Genomic DNA, 23,927 nt, shown 5'->3' with positions numbered 1-23,927 from the left:
CCGACTTGGCGACCAGGTCCGCCCCCAGCATGGAGCCGGCGCCGGGCTTGTTCTCGATGATGATGGGCTGGCCCAACTGCTTGGCCGTGGCCTCGGCCACCGCGCGGGCCACGATGTCGTTGGCGCCGCCCGGGCCGAAGGGGACGACGAAGCGGATCGGCTTCACGGGCCAGGCCGGCGCCTGCGCCTGGGCGGCGGCGGGCAGCAGGGCGGCGGTGGCGGCAGTGGCGGCCAGCGCCAGCACGGCGCGGCGGGATGCGGTGTTGCGGTTCATGTCAGCGGGTCTCGTGTTGGTAGAGCAAAGGGGCGTGCACGTCGAGCACGCGGCGGGTGGCGTCGTCGCCCAGGGCCTGGCGCAGCGGCGCCAGCGTGGAGCCGTAGGCGGGCAGGGCTTCGGGGGCAAAGCTGGTGTGCGGCCAGTCCGAGCCCCAGAGGGCGCGCTCGCCGAAGAGCTCGAAGGCGCGGGCGATGGCCGGCCGCAGCGCGGCATAGGGTTTCGCGTCCCGCAGCCGGTACCAGCCGGAGAGCTTGATCCAGGCGCCGCCCGCGGCCAGCGCGGCCGCCGCGCGCCAGGCCGGGTCGGCGGCGGGCAGCTCGGCGTGCAGGCCGGCCAGGTGGTCCAGGACGAAGGGCAGCCCGGCTTCCTCCTGCAGCACGGCCAGCGCGGGCAGGTGTTCACAGCGTGCGTACCACTGCACGTGCCAGCCGCGCGCGCGCAGCCGGGGGGCCAAGGCGCGCAGCGCGTCGGCCGGGTCGCCGTGCCGGGCCTGGTGGCCCACGGGCGACACGAGGTTGAAGCGGATGCCGCGCACGCCGGCGGCGTGCAGCGCGTCCAGCTCGGCGTCGGCCGCGCCGGCGTCCACCACGGCCACGCCGCGGTGGCGGCCCTTGGCGGCCTGCAGCGCGCGCAGCATCACGCCGTTGTCCGTGCCGTAGACACTGGGCTGCACCAGCACGAGGTGGCGCACGCCGTGGGCGGCGGCCAGCGCCTCGATGTCGGCCAGCGGCCGGTGCACGGGGCGGTAGTGGCCGGGCTGCACGGGGGCGTCGGCGTCGAAGACGTGGACGTGGCAGTCCCAGCCGCCGGGGGGGTGTTGATGCGCCATGCGGCTCACTCCCGCGTGATGCGGTGCTCGCGCACCACGCGGGTCCACTGCGCCTGCTGCTGTTGCAGGAAGGTGGCGGCGGCCTTCTCGTCGCCGGCAAACACTTCGCCGCCCAGGGCACGCACGCGGCCCAGCACCTCGGCGTCGGCCATGACGGTGCGCAGCGCTGCGGCCAGCTTCATGCGCACGGGTGCCGGCGTGGCGGCGGGGGCCAGCACCGGGTTCCACTCCAGCACCTCGTAGCCCTTGAGGCCGGACTCCTCCAGCGTGGGCACGTCCGGCAGGGCGCGGGTGCGCAGCCTGGACGTCACCGCCAGCGGGCGCAGCCGCTTGGACTGGATGTGGCCCAGCGACGAGGCCACGTTGGCGAAGAACAGGGGCACCTGGCCGCCCATCACGTCGCTCATGGCCGGGCCGCCGCCGCGGTAGGGCACATGCGTCAGCTCCACCTTGGCGATCTGCTCGAACAGCGCACCGGCCAGGTGCTGGGCCGAGCCGTTGCCCGACGAGGCGTAGGTCAGGCGGCCGGGTTTATTGCGGGCCAGGCGGATGACGTCGGCGACCGACTGCGCCTCGAAACCCGGCGTGCACACCAGCACGTTGGGGAAGGTGGCCAGCACGGCCAGCGGCGCGAAGGCGGTGGCCGGGTCGTAGGGCAGCTTATGGTCGAAGAGGGCCGGGTTGACGGCGTAGTTGGAGGCGTCCAGCAGCAGCGTGGTGCCGTCCGGCGCGGCGCGGGCGACCTGTTGGGCCGCGATGGTGCCGCTGGCGCCGGGCTTGTTCTCCACCACCACGGTCTGGCCCAGCACCTGGCCCAGGCGCGGGGCGATGAGGCGGGCCATCACGTCGGCGCCGCCGCCGGGCGGGTAGCTCACGATCAGGGAAATCGGCTTGCCGCCGGCGATGTCGCCGGCCGCGCGCGACAGGCCCGGGGCGGCCAGCAGCGCGGATGCGGCCAGCAGGCGGCGGCGCGTCCAGGAGGCGGGTGCAGTCATGTCTTTTCTCTCTTGCGGTGTGCTTGGGATGCGGCGGCGCTGGAGTGGCGAGGCCGGCCTGGCCCCGTGGGCGCCGCCGGCCCGCAGGCCAGCCGCCAGGCCGGAGAGGGCTCAGGCCGTCAGGTGATGGCCACGGTGTAGTGAAAGGCGTTGGCGTCGCCCAGCGTGGTGCGCAGTTCCATGCAGCGCCCGCTGAGGTCGAAGGCCTGGCGCTGCACGCGCGCGCAGGGGTGGTCGGCCGGCAGCGCCAGGGCGCGCGCCGGCTCGGCGGGCAGCCGGCAAAAGCCGATGCTGTCCACCGCGCGGTGCACGTGCACGCCGCAGCGTTGGGCGAACAGCGGGTAGAGCAGGTCGCCCCAGTCGGCCGTGTCGCCCACGGCCAGCGCGGCGAAGAGGGGCAGCGGCAGCCAGATTTCCTCGTGCAGGCAGGGCTGCTGCGCCACCAGCCGCAGCCGCAGCAGCCGCAAGGCCGGCTCGCCGGGGCCGAGGCCCAGGGTGCGGGCCACGTCGGCGGGCGCGGGCAGCGGCTCGCGCGAGAGGATGCGCGAAGCCGGCGCCTGCCCGCTGCCGTCGCCGAAGCGGAAGAAGCGCAGCAGCGACGCGCCGCTGAGCGACGGCTTCACGAAGGTCCCGCGCCCGTGCCGGCGCTCGATGAAGCCCTGCTCGGTGAGCAGCTCCAGCGCGCGGCGCATGGTGCCCAGCGCCACGCCGTGCTCGGCGGCCAGCGTCTGTTCCGCGGGCAAGGCCGTGCCGGGCGGCCACTCGCCCGCCACGATGCGCGCGCGCAGCGCGGCGGCCAGCGCGGCGTAGCGGCTTTGTCCGACTTCAGGCTGAACCAGGCGCAAGGGCTCCATCTGGTAATTGATCTAGTCCTATAGAGGAGTTGAAGTGTGCCGCTGTCGATACGGGTGGGCATGTGGGAACTACTCAGCGCGGGCGCGGGTGTTTTCCCGGGTGGCGGTGGGCAGCGTGCGTGCTGCCGTGACGGTGCTTGCCGCGAATTTCCCGAAGGAGAACCGCCGTGACGACGCTTGCGCCCGTTCTCGTGTCCGCTGCGCTGCTGGCGGCGGTGGCTGTTGCGCGTGCGGCCGTGGACAACGCTGCGCTGCCCACCGCGCTGCGCGTGCCGCCGGGGCATGAGCTGCGCCTGTGGTCGCTGGGCAAAGGCGAGGTGCGCTATGCCTGCCGCCGGCAAGCCGGCGCGGGCGGCGGCTACGCGTGGGTGGCGGGCGAATCGGCGGGGCGCCTGTACGACCTGTACCTGCGCGAGATCGGCTGGAGCTATGGCGGGCCGACGTGGAAGTCGGTGGACGGCTCCAAGGTGGTTGGCCTTCCCCTGGCCGCCGCGCCGGCCGGCGAGGGCCACCTGCCGCTGCAACTGCTGCGCGCCGCGGGCACGTCAGGGCAGGGGACGATGCAAGGCGTGAGCTACATCCAGCGGCTCAATACCCGCGGCGGTGCGGCGCCCCATCAGCCTTGCGATGCACGGCGGGTTGGGCGGGAAATGGCGGTGGGGTATCAGGCGGAGTTTGTGTTTTATGGGAGGCGGGAGCGATGAAACAAAGCCAGCCCGGCGGCATTTCACGCCACCGTCTCCCCCGGCACCCACACCTCGAACACCGCGCCGCTCTCGCCGTCGTCGCGGTTCCTCGCCCGCAGCGCGCCGCCGTAGCGCTCTATCAGCCCGTGGCTGATCCACAGCCCTAAACCCGTGCCGTCGTGCTTGGTGGTCATGAAGGGCTGAAAGAGGTCGCGCAGCACCTCCGGCGCCAGGCCGGGGCCGCTGTCCGCCACCGAGATCAGCACGCCCTCGGCCTCGTCGCGGGTGGACAGCCGCAGCACGCCGCCGTCGCCCATGGCCTGCAGCGCGTTGAGCAGCAGGTTCACCAGCACCTGCTGCAGCTCCTGGCGGTTGATGGCGGCCGTGCGCGTGTGCGCGAACTGCTGCTTCACCTGCACGCGGCTGCGGGCGAGCTGCGGGCCCACCAGGCGCAGGCAGTCCTGCAGCGCCTGCGCGGGGTCCACGGCCTGCACGTAGCCGGCGTATTCGGTGGGCCGCGAGAACTGCAGCAGTTGCGCCACGATGAGCCGCATGCGCTCGACCTGCTCGTCGGCCAGCTTCAGCTCGTCGCGCACGCTGTTGACGTGCTCGCCCAGCAGTTCGCGCATCAGGTCCAGGTTGCCCTGCAGCACCGCGATGGGGTTGTTGACCTCGTGGGCGATGCTGGCCGTGAGCTGGCCTATGGCGGCCATCTTCTCGCTGCGCAGCAACTGGCGCTGCGCGGCCTGCAGCTCGCGGGTGCGCTCCTCCACCTTGGCGTCGAGCTCGGCGTTGGCCCAGCGCAGGGCGCGGGTCTGCTCGTCCACGGTGTCCAGCAGCCCGTCCAGGTGTGCGCCCAGGGCGCCCAGCTCCGGGCTGCCCTGCAGCGGGCCGACCCGCGCGCGCTGGCCGGACTGCACCTCGCGCATGGTGTGCGCCATGCGCTCCAGCGGCTGGTACAGGGCGCGCGCGCGGCGCAGCGACAGCCACGCCGCCGCGCCCATCACCGCGAAGAAGAGCACGCCTATGCCCAGCAGCACGCCGTACTTCAGCAAGGTGAAAGGCTGCTCCAGGAAGCCCACGTAGAGCATGCCCACGCGGCGGCCCTCGCCGTCGGCCAGCGGGGCGTAGGCGGAGACGTACCAGTCGCCCACCACGAAGGCGCGGTCCAGCCAGGTGCTGCCGCGGCCCAGCACGGCCTCGCGCACTTGCTGCGAGACGCGCGTGCCTATGGCGCGGTGCGCGGCGCCGCCTTCGAACAGGCGCACGTTGGTGGTGATGCGCAGGTCGTCCAGGAAGAGCGTGGCCGTGCCGCGACTGCCGAACGGCAGGGTGCCCGGCGGGTACACGATCTCGTTGATGTGGTCGATGAAGGCCAGGTTGCGGTTGAGCAGCGTGCCGGCCTGCAGGTAGTGGGTGATGTGCCCGCGCGCATCGGCCACCGGCGCGCGCGCCAGCAGCACCAGGGCGCGCTCCTCGGTGCTGCGCTCGGTGGGCGCGGCGTAGGGCGTGGGCAGCAGCGGCACGGCCACGCGCGACTGCAGTGCGGGCGCCAGCAGCGCGAAGTCCTGCGGCGCCAGCACTTCCACGGCCGAGCGCGAGGCCGGGCCGTTGAACCAGCCCGCGCGCGTGGCCTGCAGCGGCGGGCCGAAGTCGGTGGCCAGCAAGCGGCCCTCGGCGTCGCGCAGGTTGACGAAGTCCACGCCCTCACGCTCCTTGAAGCGCTGCAGCAGCGCGCCCAGCTCCGCTGGGGCCGTGCCGCGGGCCAGGGCGGATTGCAGCGCCTGCGAGTCGGCCAGCGCGGCGGCGCTGGCGCCCATCTCGGAGCGCACGCGCTCGAAGTAGCCGTGCGCCACGGCCAGGTCGGCGCGCACCTTGGTCACCAGCAGCGCGTCCAGCGCGCTGGAGCCCCACCAGGCCAGCGCCACGCCCAACAGCGGCAAGGCCACGCCCGCGGGCAGCAGCGACAGCGTCAGGAGCTGGCGGCGGATGGAGCCGGGGGAGCGGGTCATGGCCAGGCGGCGCGCCTCACGCCCCGAGCTGCCACTCCGCGCAGCGCCGCTCCAGCGTGCGGCGCGAGATGCCCAGCAGCGCCGCGGCGCGCGTCTTGTCGCCGCCCACGGACTCCAGCACCGACAGGATGTGGCGCTTTTCCAGCGTCTGCAGGTCGGTGGGTGCGCCAGTGCCCGTCGGCTCCGGCGCGCGAACTGCGGCGCCCGCCGCGCCCGCGGGAACAGGCCCCGGCGCCGGCTCCAGCCCGGGGTAGAGCGCCTGCACGTTGAGCGCGCCCAGGATGAGCGAGCGCTCCACCAGGTTGCGCAGCTCGCGCACGTTGCCCGGCCAGTCGTACTGCTGCAGGTAGGCCATCTGCTCGTCGCTGACGCTGATGGGCTCCAGCCCCAACTGCGGCGCCAGCGTCGCGATGAAGTGCGCCACCAGCGCGGGCAGATCCTCCTTGTGCGCGCGCAGCGGCGGCAGCGTGATCTCCACCACCTGCAGCCGGTAATACAGGTCCTTGCGGAAGCGCCCGGCCTTGGCCTCCTCGGCCAGCGCGCGGTTGGTGGCCGCGACGATGCGCACGTCCACCGGGATCTGCTGCTCGCTGCCCACGGGGCGTATGCGCCGTTCCTCCAGCACGCGCAAGAGCGTGGCCTGCTGCGGCAGCGGCAACTCGCCGATCTCGTCCAGGAAGAGGGTGCCGCCCTGCGCGTAGTAGAAGAGCCCGTCGCGGCTGCGTGCCGCCCCCGTGAAGGCCCCGCGCGCGTGGCCGAACAGCTCGCTGTCTATGAGGTCCGGCGAGAGCGTGGCGCAGTTCACCGGGACGAAGGGCCCCGCCGCGCGCGGGCTGCGCGCATGCAGCGCCAGCGCCGCCAGCTCCTTGCCCGTGCCGGACTCGCCGGCCAGCAGCACCGTGCTGGGCACCGCGGCGGCGCGCTGCAGGGCGTGCTGCAACTGCGCCATCACGGCCGAGCCGCCGACGAAGCCGTCCAGCGGCGAGGGCGGCGTCTTCTCCGACAGCGTGCGGCGCAAGATGAAGTTCTCGCGCGCCAGCCGCGAGCGCTCCAGGCACTGCGCCATGGCGTTGAGGATTTGGGCGATGCGAAACGGCTTGAGGATGAAGTCCGACGCACCGGCACGCAGCGCTTCGATGGCCGTGTCCAGGTCCGCAAAGGCGGTGATGAGGATCACTTCGCCCGAGTGGCCCTGTTCGCGCAGCTCGCGCAACAGCTCCAGCCCGCTCTTGCCCGGCAGCGCGATGTCCAGGATGAGCAGGTCGAAGCGGTGCTGCGCACAGAGCTGCGCCGCCTCTTCCGCGCTGCCCGCGGCCAGCACCTGGCCGCAGCGCGTGGCCAGCGTCTTGGTGAGGAAGTTGCGCATGCCCTCCTCGTCGTCCACGACCAGCACGCTGGCCAGCGGCCAGCGCTCGGCGGGAGAGGAGGGGGCGGTGTGTGGTGTCACGGCGGGGACTGCGGTGTGGGCCTGGGGCGGCGGCGGGGCTGGATTGTAGGAAGGCCCCCCGCCACGCGGGGGGCGGCGCCGCAACGCCCCCGGCAGGCGCCGCGACAACTTGTCGTGCGATGCCGCGACAGCTTGTCGCGCCCGCACCGCCACGCAGGGCTTGACCTGACGCAAGTGCTTGATGTTCAAGGCCCGGCCGCCGCCGCCGGCCCTGGTACGGGCTGTGCAATGGAGAGGCCTGCGGCGGTTTGTCCCATTCCTAGGCAAAGCGTTGCATAGCCCCGTTGGACCGACACCGCCGCGCCAGGCGTGGCCGCGCGGTGTCCGAGACCGAGACGGCCCAAGCCCATCCATGTGCTGCCGGCCGCATCCCCAAAAAAACCGCTGCTGAGGAGACGCCATGAGCGAGACCCCCAACAAACTGTCGCGCCGCCGCGCGCTGGCCGGCGCCGGTACGGCCGGCGCTCTGGCCGCCGCCGTGGCCGTGCTGCCCAAGGGCGATCCCGCGCCCGCTGTGGCCGCCGCCGCGCAGCCTGCCGCCGAGCCGCCCAAGAGCGACGGCTACCAGGTCACGCCCCACGTGCTGCGCTACTACCAGACCACGCGCATCTGACCTGACGCGCCGTCCCCACAGCCGCCAACACGCCTTGCCTGGCCCGCCTGAAGCGGGCCGCCACGCCCAACGGCTTTCCATCCGCTGGGCGCGAACACCTGCCCGCGCGGGAGGGGCCAGGCCCTAGAGAAGGTTTTTTTGCCATGTTGCTCACGCGCAAGAGCGCCACGCCGGCCGCCGCCGGCCAACCGACCGCGGGCCTGGTCTCCAGCCTCACCCGCGGCATAGACAGCTTCAACCGCCGCGCCATCCCGACGCTGGACCGCCGCGCCTTCCTGCGCCGCTCCGGACTGGGGGTGGGCGTGGGCATCGCTGCCTCGCAGCTGAGCCTGGTGCAAAAGGCCCAGGCCTCCGACAAGCCCGCCGCTGCCGCCGACGGCAGCCGCAAGGTGGAAGTGAAACGCACCGTGTGCGGCCACTGCTCGGTGGGCTGCGCCGTGGACGCGGTGGTCGAGAACGGCGTGTGGGTGCGCCAGGAGCCGGTGTTCGACTCGCCCATCAACTTGGGCGCCCATTGCGCCAAGGGTGCCGCACTGCGCGAGCACGGCCACGGCGAGTACCGCCTGAAGTACCCCATGAAGCTCGTGGACGGCAAGTACCAGCGCATCGGCTGGGACCAGGCCCTCAGCGAGATCAGCGCCCGCATGCTGGAGCTGCGCAAGCAAAGCGGGCCGGATTCCATCTTTGTGGTCGGCTCGTCCAAGCACAACAACGAGCAGGCCTACCTGCTGCGCAAGTGGATGAGCCTGTGGGGCAGCAACAACTGCGACCACCAGGCCCGCATCTGCCACTCCACCACCGTCGCCGGCGTCGCGAACACGTGGGGCTACGGCGCGATGACCAACTCCTACAACGACATGCAGAACGCCAAGGCGGCGCTGTACATCGGCTCCAACGCGGCGGAAGCGCACCCGGTGTCGATGCTGCACCTGCTGCATGCCAAGGAGAACGGCTGCAAGGTCATCGTGGTGGACCCGCGCTTCACCCGCACCGCGGCCAAGGCCGACGAGTACGTGCGCATACGCTCCGGCACGGACATCGCCTTCCTGTTCGGCGTGATGCACCACATCTTCAAGAACGGCTGGGAGGACAAGCAGTACCTCCAGGACCGCGTCTACGGCATGGACAAGGTGCGCGAGGAGGTGCTCACGCAGTGGACGCCGGACAAGGTGCAGGAGGTCTGCGGCGTTGACGGCGAAACCACCTACAAGGTCGCCAAGCTTCTCGCCGACAACCGCCCCGGCACCATCGTGTGGTGCATGGGCCAGACGCAGCACAGCATCGGCAACGCCATCGTGCGCGCGTCGTGCCTGCTGCAGCTCGCGCTGGGCAACGTGGGCAAGAGCGGCGGCGGCACCAACATCTTCCGCGGCCACGACAACGTGCAGGGCGCCACCGACGTCGGCCCCAACCCCGACTCGCTGCCCGGCTACTACGGCCTGGCCGAGGGCTCGTGGAAGCACTTCGCCAAGGTCTGGGGCCTGGACTTCGAGGACCTCAAGAAGCGCTACGCCCCGGGCATGATGACCAAGCCCGGCATGACCGTCTCGCGCTGGATCGACGGCGTGCTGGAGAAGAACGAGCTCATCGACCAGGACTCCAACCTGCGCGGCCTGCTGTTCTGGGGCCATGCCCCCAACTCCCAGACCCGCGGCCTGGAGATGAAGAAGGCGATGGACAAGCTCGACCTGCTGGTCGTGATCGATCCCTTCCCCAGCGCCACCGCCGCCATGGCCGCCATGCCGGGGCGGGCCGAGGACGCCAACCCCAACCGCGGCGTCTACCTGCTGCCGGCCACCACGCAGTTCGAGACCAGCGGCTCCTGCACCGCCTCCAACCGCTCCATCCAGTGGCGCGAGAAGGTGATCGAGCCGCTGTGGGAGAGCCGCACCGACCACATGATCATGGCCCAGCTCGCCGACAAGCTGGGCTTCGGCAAGGAACTGGTCCAGGGCTACAAGATGGTCCCGGGCAAGGGCGGCATGCAGGAGCCGGAGACCGAGTCCATCCTTCGCGAGATCAACCGCGCGCTGTGGACCATCGGCTACACCGGGCAGAGCCCCGAGCGCCTGAAGGCCCACATGCGCAACATGCACGTCTTCGACGTCAAGACGCTGCGCGCCAAGGGCGGCATCGACCAGGCCAGCGGCTACAGCCTGGACGGCGACTTCTTCGGCCTGCCCTGGCCCTGCTACGGCACGCCGGAGCTCAAGCACCCGGGCTCGCCCAACCTCTACGACACCTCCAAGCACGTCATGGAGGGCGGCGGCAACTTCCGCGCGAACTTCGGCGTGGAACGCGAGGGCGTGAGCCTGCTGGCCGAGGACGGCTCGCACTCCCTGGGTGCCGACATCACCACCGGCTACCCCGAGTTCGACCACGTGCTGCTCAAGAAACTGGGCTGGTGGGGCGAGCTGACCGAGGCCGAGCAAAAGGCGGCCGAGGGCAAGAACTGGAAGACGGACCTCTCCGGCGGCATCCAGCGCGTGGTCATGAAGAACCACGGCTGCCACCCCTTCGGCAACGCCAAGGCGCGCGCCGTGGTGTGGAACTTCCCCGATCCCATCCCCAAGCACCGCGAGCCCATCTACTCCAACCGCCCGGACCTCATCGCCAAGTACCCCACGCACGACGACAAGAAGGCCTTCTGGCGCCTGCCCACGCTCTACAAGAGCGTGCAGGAGAAGAACAAGGACATCGGCCAGCGCTTCCCGCTGATCATGACCAGCGGCCGCTTGGTGGAGTACGAGGGCGGCGGCGAGGAGACGCGCTCCAACCCCTGGCTGGCCGAGCTGCAGCAGGACATGTTCGTCGAGCTCAACCCCAAGGCGGCCAACGACCGCGGCATCCGCAACGGCGAGTACGTGTGGGTGAGGACGCCGCCCATGGAGGCCGTGGAGGGCTTCAAGGGCATCAAGGTCAAGGCGCTGGTGACCGAGCGCGTGAACGCGGAAACCGTGTTCCTGCCGTTCCACTTCTCCGGCCGCTGGGGCGGCATGGACATGGCGCCGTACTACCCGCAGGGCGCCATGCCCGTGGTGCGCGGCGAGGCCATCAACACGGCCACGACCTACGGCTACGACAGCGTGACCATGATGCAAGAGACCAAGACGACGATCTGCCAGATCGAGCGCGCCTGACGTCTGCAGCAGCCGAACGAGACAAGGACCTGACATGGCCCGTATGAAGTTTTTGTGCGACGCCGAGCGTTGCATCGAGTGCAACAGCTGCGCCACCGCCTGCAAGGCCGAGCACGACGTCCCCTGGGGCGTGAACCGCCGCCGCGTGGTCACGCTCAACGACGGCGTGCCCGGCGAGAAGAGCATTTCCGTGGCGTGCATGCACTGCTCGGACGCGCCCTGCATGGCCGTGTGCCCGGTGGATTGCTTCTACCGCACCGACGAGGGCGTGGTGCTGCACGACAAGGACGTGTGCATAGGCTGCGGCTACTGCAGCTACGCCTGCCCCTTCGGCGCGCCGCAGTTCCCCACCAACGGCACCTTCGGCCTGCGCGGCAAGATGGACAAGTGCACCTTCTGCGCCGGCGGCCCCGAGGCCAACGGCTCGGAAGCCGAGTTCGAAAAGTACGGCCGCAACCGTCTCTCCGAAGGGAAGCTCCCGATCTGCGCCGAGATGTGCTCGACCAAGGCGCTGCTGGGCGGCGACGGCGACGTGGTGGCGGACATCTTCCGCCAGCGCGTGGTGCAGCGCGGCAAGGGCAGCGAGGTGTGGGGCTGGGGCACGGCCTACGGCAAGCCCGCGCAGCCCCAGGGCGGCCATGGCGGCGCGGTCAAGGCCGAGGCGAAGGCGGAGGTGAAGTCGTGAGCAGGCTGCGTTTCATGCTCGCCCTGGCCGCTGCGGCCATGGCCTTGTCGGCTTGCGGCGAGCGCTCGCAGGAGCTGGGCGCCAAGCACGTGAAGTCCGACAAGCCGGCCTTCAGCGGCGGCGACGCCCAGTTCACCGCCGCCGGCTGGAACGCCGGCGACCGCGCGGCCTGGGAGCAGCAGATCCGCACCCGCGGCCAGGGCCAGAACGAGTACTCGCGCTCGGCCCCCACGGCGCCGCGACCCTGACGGCACGCCACAAGGAGAGGCCATGCAAGCCTTGATGCACAAACTGCTGCTGGCCGCGGCGCTGCTGGCCGGCGGGGCCGGCGCGTCGCTGGCGCAGACGGCCCCGGCGCTGCCGGACGCCAAGCCGGCCGTCACCGCGCCGGCCACCGTCACACCGGCCGAGCCGCGCGCGGACGAGACCAACGCCGAGCGCGCGAAAAGCCAGCCCGGCAACAACGCGCCGCTGTGGCGCGCCGTGCGCGAGAGCGGCAACGTGGAGGGCTACGCCTCGCTGCCCGGCGCGGAGAAGGGCGTGCTCATCCAGCGCTTCACGCAGTACCCGGGCTCGGCCGTGACCAACGCGGGCGAGGCCTGGCGCCAGGTGCGCAACCGCTGGCTCATCCCCGTCGGCGGCTCGCTGCTGCTCATCGTGGTGGTGGCCATCGGCCTGTTCTACTGGAAGCGCGGCCCCATGGGCCACGACGACCATGCGCCCGCAACCATAGAGCGCTTCACGCCCCTGGAGCGCGCCACGCACTGGGTCAACGCGGGTGCCTTCGTGCTGCTGGCGGTGTCGGGCATCGTCATCGCCTTCGGCAAGTTCTTCCTGCTGCCCCTCATCGGCACGCATCTCTTCGGCTGGCTGACCTACGCGCTGAAGACGGCGCACAACTTCGCCGGGCCGGCGTTTGCCGTGTCCATGGTGGTGATGATGCTGACGTTCGCCCGCGACAACCTGCCCAGGGCCTGGGACTGGAAGTGGGCGCTCAAGGGCGGCGGCCTGTTCACCGGCGAGCACGTGCCTTCGCACCGCTTCAACGCGGGCGAGAAGACGCTGTTCTGGGTCGGCATGTTCTGGCTGGGCACCCTGGTGGTGGGCTCGGGGCTGGTGCTGGACAAGCTCGTCCCGGAGTTGGGCTACCTGCGCGGCCAGATGCAGTGGGCGCACATGGTCCACGCCGTCTCCACCGTGCTGATCATGTGCCTGTTCATGGGCCACATCTACATGGGCTCCGTGGGCGTGAAGGGTGCGTACCGCGCCATGCGCACCGGCTACGTCAGCGAGGACTGGGCGCGCGAGCACCACGAGCTTTGGTACGACGACGTCAAGGCCGGCAAGATCCCCGCGCAGCGCTCGGCCACCGCCGCGCCGAGCGCGCCCATGGCCACGCCCCGCGCCTGAGCTGGGCAGGAGACCCGAACATCATGAAGAAGCTTTCCCGTTCTTTCGTCCTGGCCGCCGCCGCGCTGCTGGGCGCCGGCGCGGCGGTGGCCAAGCTGCCGCCGCCGTCCGACGAAGCCAAGGCCAAAGCCGACGAGGCCAAGGCCAAGGCGGCGTGGAGCGACAAGGTCGCCGCGTATCAACTCTGCAAGGCCAATGACCGCGTGGCCGCGCGCACGCTGGCCGAGGCGAAGAAGGCCGGCAAGCCGGTGGGCGAGGTCGTCGCCACCCCGGCCTGCGCCGACCCCGGCCCCTTCGCGTACACGCCGCCTGAAGCCGCGGCCCCGGCGGGTGCCGCTGCAGCGGCGTCCACCCCGGCCGCCACGACGGCTGCCGCCGCATCCGTGGCGGCTGCGAAAAAGCCCTGACGCTCGAAGGGCCCTAGCATGGCTGCCATGCAACCCGCCTGCCAACTGCCTCTGCTGCCGCGCCTGACCGATGCCGGCGCGGCGCTCACGCGCGAAGTCGAGGTGCTGGACGAATACGGCCAGCGCCGCGTGATCCACATGCCCAACGAGCGGCCGCTGACGGTGTTCGTGGACAAGCGCGAGCTGGTCACGCTCATGACGCTGGGCGCGGCGCCGGAGCTGCTGGTATTGGGTTACCTGCGCAACCAGCGCCTGGTGGGCTCGGTGGAGGCGGTGGAGTCGGTCACGGTGGACTGGGAAGTGAACGCCGCGGCCGTGAAGACGCGCCACGGCGTGCACGACATCGAGCACCGCACCGCGCGGCGCATCGTCACCACCGGCTGCGGCCAGGGCACGCTGTTCGGCGACGTGCTCACGCAGCTCGACGACGTGCGGCTGCCCTCGGCCACGCAGGCGCGGCTGCGCCAGTCCACGCTGGCCGCGCAACTGGAGCGCATGCGCCAGATCCAGATGGACAGCATCCACCGCAAGGCCGGCTCGGTGCACGGCTGCGCCGTGTTCCGCGGCAGCGAGATGCTGTATTTCGTCGAGGACGTGGGCCGCCACAACGCCATCGATTCCATCGCCGGCTGGATGTGGATGAACGGCGTGGACGGCGCCGACAAGGTTTTTTATACGACCGGCCGCCTGACCAGCGAGATGGTCATGAAGGCGGCGCAGATGGGCGTGCCCATCGTGGTCAGCCGCAACGGCGTGACGCAGATGGGCCACGAGCTGGCCGTGAAGCTGGGCATGACGCTCTTCGGCCGCGCGGCCAACCGCCACTTCCTTTGCTACTGCGGCTTCGAGCGGTTTGATGCGGAGCCCGAGCCCGCGCCACCGGTGGCGCGCGTGGTGCGGTCGATCTGACGGCCACGGTTGCGCCGACGTACGACGAACTCGTCGTACGTTGGAATCAACATGCATTCCCAGCGAGGCTGACGCTCCTGGCAAATGAAAAAAAGCCCGGCAGCGCCGGGCTTTTTCGCTGCGGTTGAATCCGCCTGCACGCCGCGTCACACGCTTTCGGCCCAGTTTTCCAGCTTCAGGCCCGGGATGCGGCTGAACTCGCGCATGTTGTTGGTGACCAGCGTGGCATCCAGAGCGAGTGCATGGGCTGCGATGAGCATGTCCATGGGGCCAATCTTCTGGCCGGTACGCTCAAGCGCCACGCGCTCGCGGGCATAGATGGGGCGAACAGTGTCGTCCAACGGCAGCACGTCGAAGGCGCCCAAGAAATCTTCGATCTGGCTGGCATACCGGTGCGCCGAGGCCCGCACCGCGCCGACCTGCAACTCCAGCGCCGTGACCACGGACAGCGCGACGCCTTCGGCCTCCGCATGCGCCAACTGTTCGTACACCGCCGGCGGGCGGCGGCGGATGATGTAGACGCAGATGTTGGTGTCGAGCAGCCGCATCACTTGTCCGTGGGCTGGTCTTGCTCATCCCACCAGGAGGCATCGCGCTCCAGCGTGCCCTGGTCCGGCCGTTCGAAGTCGCTGGTGTCGCCCGTCTGTTCCAGAGCGCGCCGCACGCGCTCGCCAAGGTTGAGCCTGGGCTTTGGGCGCAACACGATCGCGCCGTCAGGCGCCCGCTCAATCGTCACCTCGTCGGTGTCGAAGCGGTAAGCCTTGGGCAGCCGTACCGCCTGGCTGCGGCCGGTCATGAAGACTTTGGCTGTGTCCATCAGGCTGCTCCTTGATATATATCGCCGTCATATATTAATCGGCAAGGTACCTGATGGCGACGTCGAGGGCTCATCGCCAATGAAAAAGCCCGGCATCGCCGGGCTGCTTTGCAGAGCTTGGAGGTGTGCCTCTCAGCCCAACCGCCCTTTGTGCCGCTGGATCTGCGCGCTCACCTGCACCGGCGCCGTGCCGCCGAGCACTTGGCGCGCCTGCAGCGAGCCGCGCAGGGTCAGCACTTCGTAGACGTCCTCGCCGATGCTGGCGTGGAACTGCTGCAGCACGTCCAGCGGCAGCTCCGACAGGTCCACGCCGCGCTGCAGGCCCACCTTCACCGCGTGCGCCACGACCTCGTGCGCGTCGCGGAAGGGCAGGCCCTTCTTCACCAGGTAGTCGGCCAGGTCCGTCGCGGTGGCGTAGCCGCGGCGCGCGGCGCTCTCCATCGCGGCGGGCTTGACGATGATGCCTTCCACCATCTCGGCCATGATGCGCAGCGTGTCGCGCAGCGTGTCCACGGCGTCGAACAGCGGCTCCTTGTCTTCCTGGTTGTCCTTGTTGTAGGTGAGCGGCTGGCCCTTCATCAGCGTCAGCAGCGCCGTGAGGTGGCCGTAGACGCGGCCCGTCTTGCCGCGCGCCAGCTCGGCCACGTCCGGGTTGCGCTTCTGCGGCATGATCGACGAGCCCGTGCAGTAGCGGTCGGCCAGGTCGATGAACGCAAAGTTCTGGCTCATCCACAGCACGATTTCCTCGGCCAGGCGCGAGACGTGCATCATCGCGATGGACGCGAAGGCCGTGAACTCGATGGCGAAGTCGCGGTCGCTCACGGCGTCCAGGCTGTTCTGCGTGACGGCGTCGAAGCCCAGCAGCTTGGCCACCATCTCGCGGTCCAGCGGGTAGCTCGTCCCGGCCAGCGCGGCCGAGCCCAGCGGCAGGCGGTTGACGCGCTTGCGCAGGTCCGTGAGGCGCTCGGCGTCGCGGGCGAACATCTCCACGTAGGCCAGCATGTGGTGGGCAAAGCTCACCGGCTGGGCGACCTGCATGTGCGTGAAGCCCGGCAGGATGGTCTCGACGTTCTTCTCGGCCACGCTCACCAGCGCGCGCTGCATGGCGGCCAGCAGCGGCTGGAGCTGGTCGATCTCGCCGCGCAGCCACAGCCGCACGTCGGTGGCGACCTGGTCGTTGCGGCTGCGGCCGGTGTGCAGCCGCTTGCCGGCGTCGCCCACGAGCTGCGTGAGGCGCGCCTCGATGTTGAGGTGCACGTCCTCCAGGTCCAGCTTCCACTCGAAGCTGCCGGCCTCGATCTCGCCGCGGATCTGCGCCATGCCGCGCTGGATGTCGGCCAGGTCCTGCGCGCCGATGATGCCCTGCGCCTGCAGCATGGCCGCGTGCGCGAGGCTGCCCTCGATGTCGGCCGCCCACAGCCGCTTGTCGAAGTCCACGCTGGCCGTGTAGCGCTTGACCAGCTCGCTCATGGGCTCGGAAAAGAGGGCGGACCAGGCTTGCGCCTTCTTGTCGAGTTGGTTCGAGGACATGGCTGTGATGAAAAAGAAGAACGTCGGGATTCGGAAGGCGAATCCGCGATTTTAAGTGAGGGGGTGCACGGCCCGGCCAAGCCCGCAAGGGGCCCGTGCCGGGCGCCAGGGGAGCGGCCGGGCCGCTCCCCCGCCCACGCTCAACCCGTGTTGCGCAAGCCCGCCGCCACGCCGTTGATGGACAGGTGGATGCCGCGCTTGAGGCGCTCGTCGTTGTGCTCCTTCTCCCGGCGCCAGCGCCGCATCAGCTCCACCTGCAGGTGGTTGAGCGGGTCCAGGTAGGGGAAGCGGTGCTCGATGGAGCGCGCCAGCGCCGGGTTGGACGCCAGCCGCTGTCCAACGCCGGTGATGAGGTTCAGCGCCTCGCAGGTGCGCTGCCACTCGGCCTCGATGGCGGCAAAGATCTTCTTGCCCAGCCGCTTGTCCTCCACCAGCTCCACGTAGCGGCGCGCGATGTTCAGGTCCGACTTGGCCATCACCATGTCCAGGTTGGACAGCAGCGTGCTGAAGAAGGGCCACTGCTTGTACATGCGCCGCAGCAGCGTGAGCCGCTTGGCGCGTTCGGCCTCGTCCGTGCCCAGGAAGGTTTCCACGGCGGAGCCGAAGCCCGCCCAGCCCGGCAGCGCCACGCGGCACTGGCCCCAGCTGAAGCCCCAGGGGATGGCGCGCAGGTCCTCGATGGCGCGCGTGGCCTTGCGCGAGGCCGGGCGCGAGCCGATGTTGAGCTCGGCGATCTCGCGGATGGGCGTGGCGGCGAAGAAGTAATCCGCGAAGCCCGGCGTGTCGTAGACCATGTGCCGGTAGGCCTCGAAGCTGGCCTGGCTCAGCTCGGCCGCGGCCTGCAGGAAGGCCTTGCTCGCGCCCTTGGTCGGGTGCAGCAGCGTGGCTTCCAGCGTGGCGGCCACCAGCGTTTCCAGGTTGCGCCGGCCGATCTCAGGGTTGGCGTACTTGGAGGCGATGACCTCGCCTTGCTCCGTCAGCCGGATCTGCCCGTTCACCGTGCCCGGGGGCTGCGCCAGGATGGCCTGGTAGCTGGGGCCGCCCCCACGCCCCACCGTGCCGCCGCGGCCGTGGAAGAGGCGCAGCGTCAGGCCGTGCTGCTCGCGCAGCGGCTCGAACAGCGCCACGAGGGCCGTTTCCGCCTGGTACAGCTCCCAGTTGCTGGTGAAGAAGCCGCCGTCCTTGTTGGAGTCGCTGTAGCCCAGCATCACGTCCTGCTCGGCACCGGAGCGCTTGATCATCTCCAGCACGCCGGGCAGCGCCAGGTACTCGCCCATGATGGGCGCGGCGCGGCGCAGGTCGCCGATGGTCTCGAACAGCGGACTGACGATGAGGTCGGCCACCGCGTCGTCCTCGGCCAGCAGCCCGCGCAGCAGGCCCGTCTCCTTCTGCAGCAGCAGCACTTCCAGCAGGTCGCTGACCTCCTCGGTGTGGCTGATGATGTAGTGGCGCAGCGCCTGCGCGCCGAAGGACTGGCGCATGGCGCGCGCGGTCTCGAACACCGCCAGCTCGCTTTGCGTCCAGGGCGAGTACTCGTGGCCCATCACGCGCAGCGGGCGCGCGTCGTTCAAAAGCTTCAGCAGCAGCTCGCGGCGCGCGGCCTCGTCCAGGCCGGCGTAGTTGCTCTCCAGCCGCGCCACCTGCAGCAGCTCGGAGATCACGGCCTCGTGCTGGTCCGAGCTCTGGCGCAGGTCCACCGTGGCCAGGTGGAAGCCGAACACCTGCACCGCGCGCATCAGCGGCGCCAGGCGCGGCGTGATGAGGGCGTGGGCGTGGTGGCTCTTGAGCGAGTCCTCAATCACGCCCAGGTCGCGCAGGAATTCCTCGGCGTTCGGGTAGGGGCTTTGCGGTGCCACGGCATGGCGCAGCGCCTCGGTGCCGGTGAGCTCGAACAGTGTGGCGGCCAGCCGCGCGTACATGCCCGTGAGCGCACGGCGGTAGGGCTCGTCCTCGCGGTGCGGGTTGTGGTCGGGCGAGCGCTCGGCCAGCTCGCGCATGTCGGCCGTCACGGGCGCGAGCATTTGCGACATGGACAGCTCCGCGCCCAGCTCGTGCGCTTCGATCAGGTAGTGGCGCAGCGCCACTTCCGACTGGCGCGAGAGCGCCAGCTTGAGCGTCTCGGCCGTCACGTTGGGGTTGCCGTCGCGGTCGCCCCCGATCCAGTTGCCCATGCGCAGGAAGTTGCCCACGGCGTAGCCGGGGAGCATGTGCTCGATCTCGCGGTACAGGCGCGGAATCTGGCGCAGGAAGGTGGTGCGGTAGTAGGACAGGGCGTTGTCGATCTCGTCGGCCACCGTGAGCTTGGTGTAGCGCAGCATGCGCGTCTGCCAAAGCTGCGTGATGCGCCCGCGCAGCAGCGCCTCGTTGTCCTCGCGCTCGCGGGGCGACAGCGGCTGGTCGCGCTGCGCCACCAGCTCGGCGATGGCGCGCTCGGCGTCCAGGATGCTCTTGCGCTGCACCTCGGTCGGGTGCGCCGTGAGCACGGGCGAGACGTAGGCCTGCTCCAGCATGCGGGCGATGTCCTGCGCGCGCACGTCGGCGGCCGTGAGCTTCTCGAAGCTGGCGGCCAGCGAGCCTTCGTGCGGCGGGTGCCCGTCGTGCGCGGCCTGGCGCTCGTGGAACTCGCGCCGGCGCACGTGGTGGCGGTCCTCGGCGATGTTGGCCAGGTGGCTGAAATAGCTGAAGGCGCGGATGACGCTCACCGTCTGGTCCGAGGACAGGTTCTTGAGCAACTTGTCCAGGCTCTTGCCGGCATTGGCGTCGTTCTTGAGCCGGTAGGCCACGGAGAGCTGGCGCACGCGTTCGACCAACTCGTAGGCGGCGGCGCCCTCGTGTTCGCGAATCACCTCGCCCAACAGCCGACCAAGCAGTCGAATGTCTTCGACCAGCGGGCGGTTCTTCTCAGCGGCGTCGTCAGCGGGAGCAGGGCGGCGGGGCATGGGGGTGTCTCGCAAAAAAACAAAAGCGCGCATCCTAAGGGGTCGCGCCCCCGGGCCGCGTTATTGCGTGGCTGTCGTGCCCTTTTCACGTCAGGCGCGGGGGCGGCGAAAGGGGGCCGGGCGCGCGCCGATAATTCCGCCCCATGAGCAATTCACTGATCATCGCCACGCGCGAAAGCCGCCTGGCCCTGTGGCAGGCCGAGCACGTGCGCGCGCTGCTGCAGCAGCGGCTGGGCGCCACCGTCACCCTGCTGGGCATGACCACCCGCGGCGACCAGATCCTGGACCGCACCCTGTCCAAGGTCGGCGGCAAGGGCCTGTTCGTCAAGGAGCTGGAAACGGCACTGGAGGAAGGGCGCGCGCACCTGGCGGTGCATTCGCTCAAGGACGTGCCCATGGTGCTGCCTGAAGGATTCACGCTGGCCGCCATCCTGGAGCGCGAGGACCCGCGCGACGCCTTCGTCTCCAACCAGTACGACGACCTGGCCGCGCTGCCGCAGCGCGCGCGCGTGGGCACCTCCAGCCTGCGCCGCGTGGTGCAGTTGCGCGCGCTGCGGCCGGACCTGCGCATCGAGCCCCTGCGCGGCAACCTCGACACGCGGCTGCGCAAGCTCGACGAGGGCCAGTTCGACGCCATCGTCCTGGCCGCCGCGGGCTTGAAGCGCCTGGGCCTGGCCCAGCGCATCCGCAGCGTCTTCGACGAGCAGCAGATGATCCCCGCCGCCGGCCAGGGCGCCCTGGGCATCGAGGTGCGCAGCGACAACGCCGCGCTCATCGCCCAGCTCGCCGGCTTCATCGACCGGCCCACCTGGCTGGCGACCATCGCCGAGCGCGCCGTCTCCCGCGCCCTGGGCGGCAGCTGCAGCATGCCGCTGGCCGCGCACGCGACCTGGGCGGGCGGCGAGATGCACCTGGACGTGCTCATCGGCGAGGACGTGGCCGAAGGCGCCCGCGCGCCGCTGCGCGCGCAACTGCAGGCCGCCGTCGCCGACGAGGCGCAGGCCGAGGCCCTGGGCACGCAGGCCGCGCAGGCGCTGCAACAGCAGGGCGCGGCCGGTTACCTCGGAGCGGCGCACTGAGCGCCGCGGTGTCCGCCATGCCGGCCTTGCGCGTGCTGGTGACGCGGCCGCAGCCGCAGGCCGACGAGTGGGTGGCGCGGCTGCGCGCGGCCGGCTTCGACGCCGTGGCGCTGCCGCTGCTGCACATCGCCGAGGCGCCGCAGCCGCCGCTGCGCGCGGCTTGGGCCGACATCGCCGCCGCGGCAGTGCATGCGCTCGTCTTCGTCAGCCCAAATGCCGTGAGCCGCTTCTTTGCCGCGCGGCCGCCCGGCACCCACTGGCCGGCCCAGGTGTGGGCCGCCGCGCCGGGGCCGGGCACGGCGCAGGCGCTCATGGACGCCGGCGTGCCGGCAGCCAGCGTCCTGCAGCCCGCGGCCGATTCGCAAAGCTTCGACTCCGAATCGCTGTGGCAACGCATGGACGCGCTGCCCTGGAACGGCCGCCGCGTGCGCGTGGTGCGCGGCGAAGGCGGGCGCGACTGGCTGGCGCAGCGGCTGCAGGAGGCCGGCGCGCAGGTGGACTTCCTGCAGGCCTACGGCCGCGGCGCCCCCGCACCGCACGCCGCGCAGGCCGCGCTCATCGCCGACGCGCTGGCGCATCCTGACAACTTCATCTGGCTGTTCAGCAGCTCCGAGGCGGTCGGCTACCTGCCGGCACTGGCGCCCGCGGGCGCGGACTGGTCCGGCGCACGCGCGCTGGCCTCGCACCCGCGCATTGCGCAGGCCGCGCGCGACGTGGGCTTCGCGCAGGTGGCCGGCGTCCCTCCCGCTTTCGATGCCGTGTGCGCCGCGCTGCGCGACGCTGAACGCCCACTACAACATCCCCCGCGACCGTGAACCAAGCTGCCTCTACCGACGCCGCCGCCGTACCGCCGCCGCCCGCGGCGCCCGTGACCTCCCGCCGCCTCGCGACGCGCGACTGGGCCCTCATCGTGGCCTGTGCCGTGGCCGTGGGGGCGCTGGGCGTGGGCTGGAGCACCCAGCAGCGCCTGCGCGTGCTGGAAAAGGAGCTGATCAAGCGCCAGGACGACAGCCAGGGCGAGTCCGCGCAGGCGCTGCTGCTGGCCAAGCAGGCGCAGGACGCCTCGCGCGAAGCCGGCGCCCGCGTCGCGCTGCTGGACGCGCGCGTCTCCGAAGCCGCCCTGCAGCGCACGCAGATCGAGGACCTGATCCAGTCCCTCTCCCGCTCGCGCGACGAGAACGTCGTGGCCGACGTGGACGCCGCGCTGCGCGTGGCCCTGCAGCAAAGCACCATCACCGGCAGCACCGAGCCGCTGCTGCACGCCCTGCAGCAGGCCGACGAGCGGCTGCAGCGCTACAACCAGCCGCGCCTGGAGCGCGTGCGCCGCGCCCTGGCGCGCGACCTGGACCGCGTCAAGGCCGTGGGCGTGAGCGACCTCTCCACGCTCACGCTCAAGCTCGACGAGCTGGTGCGCCTGGTGGACGAGCTGCCGCTGCTGGCCGCCACCGAGTCGCGCCGCGCCCCGGCCGCCGCGCCGCGCAGCGCCTCCGCCTCCGAGGCGGGCGCCTCCGCCGCGTCCTGGAACGATCACCTGAGCGCCTGGTGGGACGCCTGGCCCGCCCGCGCGTGGGACGAGGTGCGCTCTCTCGTGCGCGTGGCGCGCGTGCAGCAGCCCGAAGCCCTGCTGCTGGCGCCGGAGCAGATGTACTTCCTGCGCGAGAACCTCAAGCTGCGGCTGCTCAACGCGCGGCTGGCGCTGCTGTCGCGCCAGTACGCCACCGCGCAGTCGGACATGCGCGACGCGCAAGGCGCGCTGGAGCGCTACTTCGACCCCGGCTCGCGCCGCGTGCAGGTCGCCTCCGACTTGCTCAAGCAGGTGGCGGGGCAGACCAAGCAGGTGTCGCTGCCGCGGCCGGACGAGACGCTGGCGGCGCTGGCCGCGGCGGCGGCGGGGCGCTGAGCATGCGCAGCGTCATCTGGCTGGTGCTGCTCTTCGTGGCGGCGGTGGTGGCGGCCATCACCTTGGGCGCCAACGACGGGCTGGTCTCGCTGTACTGGCGGGGCTGGCGCATGGACCTCTCGCTCAACCTCTTCCTGCTGGTGCTCCTGGGCGGCGGGGCGGTGCTGGTGTCGGCGCTGCAGGCGCTGCGCGCGCTCACCGGGCTGCCGCAGCGCGCGCGCGAGTGGCGCGCGCTGCGCCGCGAGCGCGCCGTGCAGGCCGCGCTGCGCCAGGCGCTGGCCGAGTTCCTGGCCGCGCGCTACACCCGCGCGCAAAAGGCCGCGCAGCGGGCGCTGGCGCTGCGCGAGTTCACGCCGGACGGCGGCGAGCAGGAGATGGCGCAGTTGTCGCACCTGCTGGCCGCGGCCAGCGCGCACCGGCTGCAAAACCGCGCCGAGCGCGACGAGCAGTTGCGCCAGGCCCTGGCCACGCGCCGTGTGGGCGTGCCGCGCGCGGGCGACGACGCCGCACTGCTGCTGGCCGCCGAATGGGCGCTGGACGACCGCGACGCCACGCAGGCGCAGGCGCTGCTGTCCGAGCTGCCCCCTGGCGTGGCGCGGCGCACCCAGGCGCTGCGGCTGCGCCTGCAGGCCCAGCGCCTGGCGCAGCAGCCGTTGCAGGCGCTGCCCACGGCACGGCTGCTGGCCAAGCACCAGGGTTTTTCATCCGTGGCGGCCCAGGGGCTGCTGCGCTCGCTGGCCTTCCAGGCGCTGGAGCAGGCGCACGACCTGGACCAGCTCGCCCAGGTCTGGCAGGGCCTGGACCCGGCCGACCGCCGCGACCCCTTCGTCGCCGCGCGCGCGGCCCAACACGCCGCCGCGTTGGGCGGCCACGGCGACGCCCGCGGCTGGCTGCGCCCGCTGTGGGACAGGCTGGAAGAGCTCTCCACCGACGAGCGCGAGCAGATCGCCCTGGCGCTGCTGCCGGCGCTGCCGGGCGTGGGTGCGGACTGGCTGCCGCGGCTGGAGTCGGCGCTGCAGGCCTACCCGCAGGAGCCCGCCGTGGTCGTGGCCGCCGGCGCGGCCTTCGCCGAGCGCCAGCTCTGGGGCAAGGCGCGCCGCCCGCTGGAGCAGTCGGCCCGCGATGCCCGCCTGGCCCCGGCCGCCCGCCGCCGCGCCTGGCGCACCCTGGCGCAGCTCGCGCGCGAGGAGGGCGACCTGCCGCGCGCACACGATTGCAATGAATTTGCAGCGGCTCTTGATTAACGCGCAAAAGTCAGTATAGAATTCAAGGCTCAGCGCGGCTGTAGCTCAGTTGGATAGAGTACTTGGCTACGAACCAAGGGGTCGTGGGTTCGAATCCTGCCAGCCGCACCAACAACAAGAAGCCCGTTGCTTGAACGAGCTGCCCAAGCCCTCA

Annotated in this window: 22 protein-coding genes and 1 tRNA gene; 13 read left to right on the top strand and 10 right to left on the bottom strand. The window is 71.3% G+C overall.

Annotated features, from left to right (window positions below; genetic code table 11):
* The 4 genes from ALA01S_RS24275 to ALA01S_RS24260 all read right to left on the bottom strand — a co-directional run.
* The coding region (locus tag ALA01S_RS24275; protein WP_259375539.1) for a tripartite tricarboxylate transporter substrate-binding protein at positions 1-274 on the bottom strand (274 nt) is incomplete at its 3' end.
* Between the two features lies 1 nt (position 275).
* Positions 276-1,106 (bottom strand): amidohydrolase family protein, encoded by an 831-nt coding sequence (locus ALA01S_RS24270; protein WP_066341896.1) that lies wholly within the window; start codon positions 1,104-1,106, stop codon positions 276-278.
* 5 nt (positions 1,107-1,111) lie between these two features.
* Positions 1,112-2,101, bottom strand: a complete 990-nt coding sequence (locus ALA01S_RS24265) for a tripartite tricarboxylate transporter substrate binding protein (RefSeq protein WP_066341892.1) — start codon at positions 2,099-2,101, stop codon at positions 1,112-1,114.
* Positions 2,102-2,220: 119 nt separating this feature from the next.
* Complete coding sequence (locus ALA01S_RS24260; RefSeq protein ID WP_066341891.1) at positions 2,221-2,955, bottom strand: GntR family transcriptional regulator; 735 nt, start codon at positions 2,953-2,955, stop codon at positions 2,221-2,223.
* A 167-nt stretch (positions 2,956-3,122) separates the two neighbouring features.
* On the opposite strand from ALA01S_RS24260, the gene ALA01S_RS24255 reads away from it, so the two are divergent.
* Positions 3,123-3,659 (top strand): DUF3455 domain-containing protein, encoded by a 537-nt coding sequence (locus ALA01S_RS24255; protein WP_169805994.1) that lies wholly within the window; start codon positions 3,123-3,125, stop codon positions 3,657-3,659.
* 23 nt (positions 3,660-3,682) lie between these two features.
* Here ALA01S_RS24255 and ALA01S_RS24250 read toward each other — a convergent pair whose 3' ends face one another.
* Positions 3,683-5,653, bottom strand: a complete 1,971-nt coding sequence (locus ALA01S_RS24250) for a sensor histidine kinase (RefSeq protein ID WP_066341889.1) — start codon at positions 5,651-5,653, stop codon at positions 3,683-3,685.
* Between the two features lie 16 nt (positions 5,654-5,669).
* The gene (locus ALA01S_RS24245; RefSeq protein ID WP_066341888.1) at positions 5,670-7,100 is read right to left on the bottom strand and encodes a sigma-54-dependent transcriptional regulator; all 1,431 of its coding nucleotides are present in this window, start codon (positions 7,098-7,100) and stop codon (positions 5,670-5,672) included.
* Between the two features lie 400 nt (positions 7,101-7,500).
* Between ALA01S_RS24245 and ALA01S_RS24240 the strand changes: the two genes are divergently transcribed.
* The 7 genes from ALA01S_RS24240 (at position 7,501) to ALA01S_RS24210 (ending at position 14,264) form a co-directional block, all read left to right on the top strand.
* On the top strand, positions 7,501-7,713 hold the full coding sequence (locus ALA01S_RS24240) for a hypothetical protein (protein WP_066341887.1): 213 nt from the start codon (positions 7,501-7,503) through the stop codon (positions 7,711-7,713).
* A 143-nt stretch (positions 7,714-7,856) separates the two neighbouring features.
* The gene (locus tag ALA01S_RS24235) at positions 7,857-10,853 is read left to right on the top strand and encodes a formate dehydrogenase subunit alpha (RefSeq protein WP_066341886.1); all 2,997 of its coding nucleotides are present in this window, start codon (positions 7,857-7,859) and stop codon (positions 10,851-10,853) included.
* Between the two features lie 34 nt (positions 10,854-10,887).
* A complete protein-coding gene (fdh3B, locus tag ALA01S_RS24230) occupies positions 10,888-11,538 on the top strand; it encodes a formate dehydrogenase FDH3 subunit beta (RefSeq protein WP_066341885.1) in 651 nt (216 codons plus the stop codon).
* On the top strand, positions 11,535-11,786 hold the full coding sequence (locus ALA01S_RS24225; RefSeq protein WP_307189714.1) for a hypothetical protein: 252 nt from the start codon (positions 11,535-11,537) through the stop codon (positions 11,784-11,786). The genes fdh3B and ALA01S_RS24225 overlap by 4 nt, the downstream gene beginning before the upstream one ends.
* A 22-nt stretch (positions 11,787-11,808) precedes the next feature.
* Positions 11,809-12,948 carry a formate dehydrogenase subunit gamma gene (locus tag ALA01S_RS24220; protein WP_066341884.1) on the top strand — a complete coding sequence of 380 codons (1,140 nt, stop codon included), beginning with the start codon at positions 11,809-11,811 and terminating at the stop codon, positions 12,946-12,948.
* Positions 12,949-12,971: 23 nt separating this feature from the next.
* Positions 12,972-13,355 carry a hypothetical protein gene (locus ALA01S_RS24215; RefSeq protein ID WP_066341883.1) on the top strand — a complete coding sequence of 128 codons (384 nt, stop codon included), beginning with the start codon at positions 12,972-12,974 and terminating at the stop codon, positions 13,353-13,355.
* Positions 13,356-13,382: 27 nt separating this feature from the next.
* A complete protein-coding gene (locus ALA01S_RS24210; RefSeq protein WP_238455927.1) occupies positions 13,383-14,264 on the top strand; it encodes a formate dehydrogenase accessory sulfurtransferase FdhD in 882 nt (293 codons plus the stop codon).
* A gap of 146 nt (positions 14,265-14,410) precedes the next feature.
* Here ALA01S_RS24210 and vapC read toward each other — a convergent pair whose 3' ends face one another.
* The 4 genes from vapC to ppc form a co-directional block, all read right to left on the bottom strand.
* A complete protein-coding gene (gene vapC, locus ALA01S_RS24205) occupies positions 14,411-14,812 on the bottom strand; it encodes a type II toxin-antitoxin system tRNA(fMet)-specific endonuclease VapC (RefSeq protein WP_066341879.1) in 402 nt (133 codons plus the stop codon).
* The gene (locus ALA01S_RS24200; protein WP_066341878.1) at positions 14,812-15,081 is read right to left on the bottom strand and encodes an antitoxin; all 270 of its coding nucleotides are present in this window, start codon (positions 15,079-15,081) and stop codon (positions 14,812-14,814) included. The genes vapC and ALA01S_RS24200 overlap by 1 nt, the downstream gene beginning before the upstream one ends.
* Before the next feature lie 132 nt (positions 15,082-15,213).
* Complete coding sequence (gene argH, locus ALA01S_RS24195) at positions 15,214-16,611, bottom strand: argininosuccinate lyase (RefSeq protein WP_066341877.1); 1,398 nt, start codon at positions 16,609-16,611, stop codon at positions 15,214-15,216.
* 140 nt (positions 16,612-16,751) lie between these two features.
* A complete protein-coding gene (ppc, locus tag ALA01S_RS24190; RefSeq protein WP_066341876.1) occupies positions 16,752-19,550 on the bottom strand; it encodes a phosphoenolpyruvate carboxylase in 2,799 nt (932 codons plus the stop codon).
* Between the two features lie 143 nt (positions 19,551-19,693).
* Between ppc and hemC the strand changes: the two genes are divergently transcribed.
* The 5 genes from hemC (at position 19,694) to ALA01S_RS24165 (ending at position 23,884) form a co-directional block, all read left to right on the top strand.
* Positions 19,694-20,629: a hydroxymethylbilane synthase gene (hemC, locus tag ALA01S_RS24185; RefSeq protein WP_066341875.1), complete on the top strand. Its 936-nt coding sequence runs from the start codon at positions 19,694-19,696 to the stop codon at positions 20,627-20,629.
* 17 nt (positions 20,630-20,646) lie between these two features.
* Positions 20,647-21,444: a uroporphyrinogen-III synthase gene (locus ALA01S_RS24180; protein ID WP_084267890.1), complete on the top strand. Its 798-nt coding sequence runs from the start codon at positions 20,647-20,649 to the stop codon at positions 21,442-21,444.
* The gene (locus tag ALA01S_RS24175; RefSeq protein WP_238455926.1) at positions 21,441-22,529 is read left to right on the top strand and encodes a uroporphyrinogen-III C-methyltransferase; all 1,089 of its coding nucleotides are present in this window, start codon (positions 21,441-21,443) and stop codon (positions 22,527-22,529) included. The genes ALA01S_RS24180 and ALA01S_RS24175 overlap by 4 nt, the downstream gene beginning before the upstream one ends.
* A 2-nt stretch (positions 22,530-22,531) precedes the next feature.
* On the top strand, positions 22,532-23,773 hold the full coding sequence (locus tag ALA01S_RS24170) for a heme biosynthesis HemY N-terminal domain-containing protein (RefSeq protein WP_066341874.1): 1,242 nt from the start codon (positions 22,532-22,534) through the stop codon (positions 23,771-23,773).
* Positions 23,774-23,807: 34 nt separating this feature from the next.
* Positions 23,808-23,884 (top strand) — tRNA-Arg (locus ALA01S_RS24165).
* The last annotated feature ends 43 nt before the right edge of the window (positions 23,885-23,927 follow it).

The organism is Azohydromonas lata NBRC 102462 (assembly GCF_001571085.1).
Classification (GTDB): domain Bacteria; phylum Pseudomonadota; class Gammaproteobacteria; order Burkholderiales; family Burkholderiaceae_C; genus Azohydromonas; species Azohydromonas lata.
Note: the sequence above shows the minus strand (reverse complement) of the source record. Positions and strands in the feature narration are given on the sequence as shown.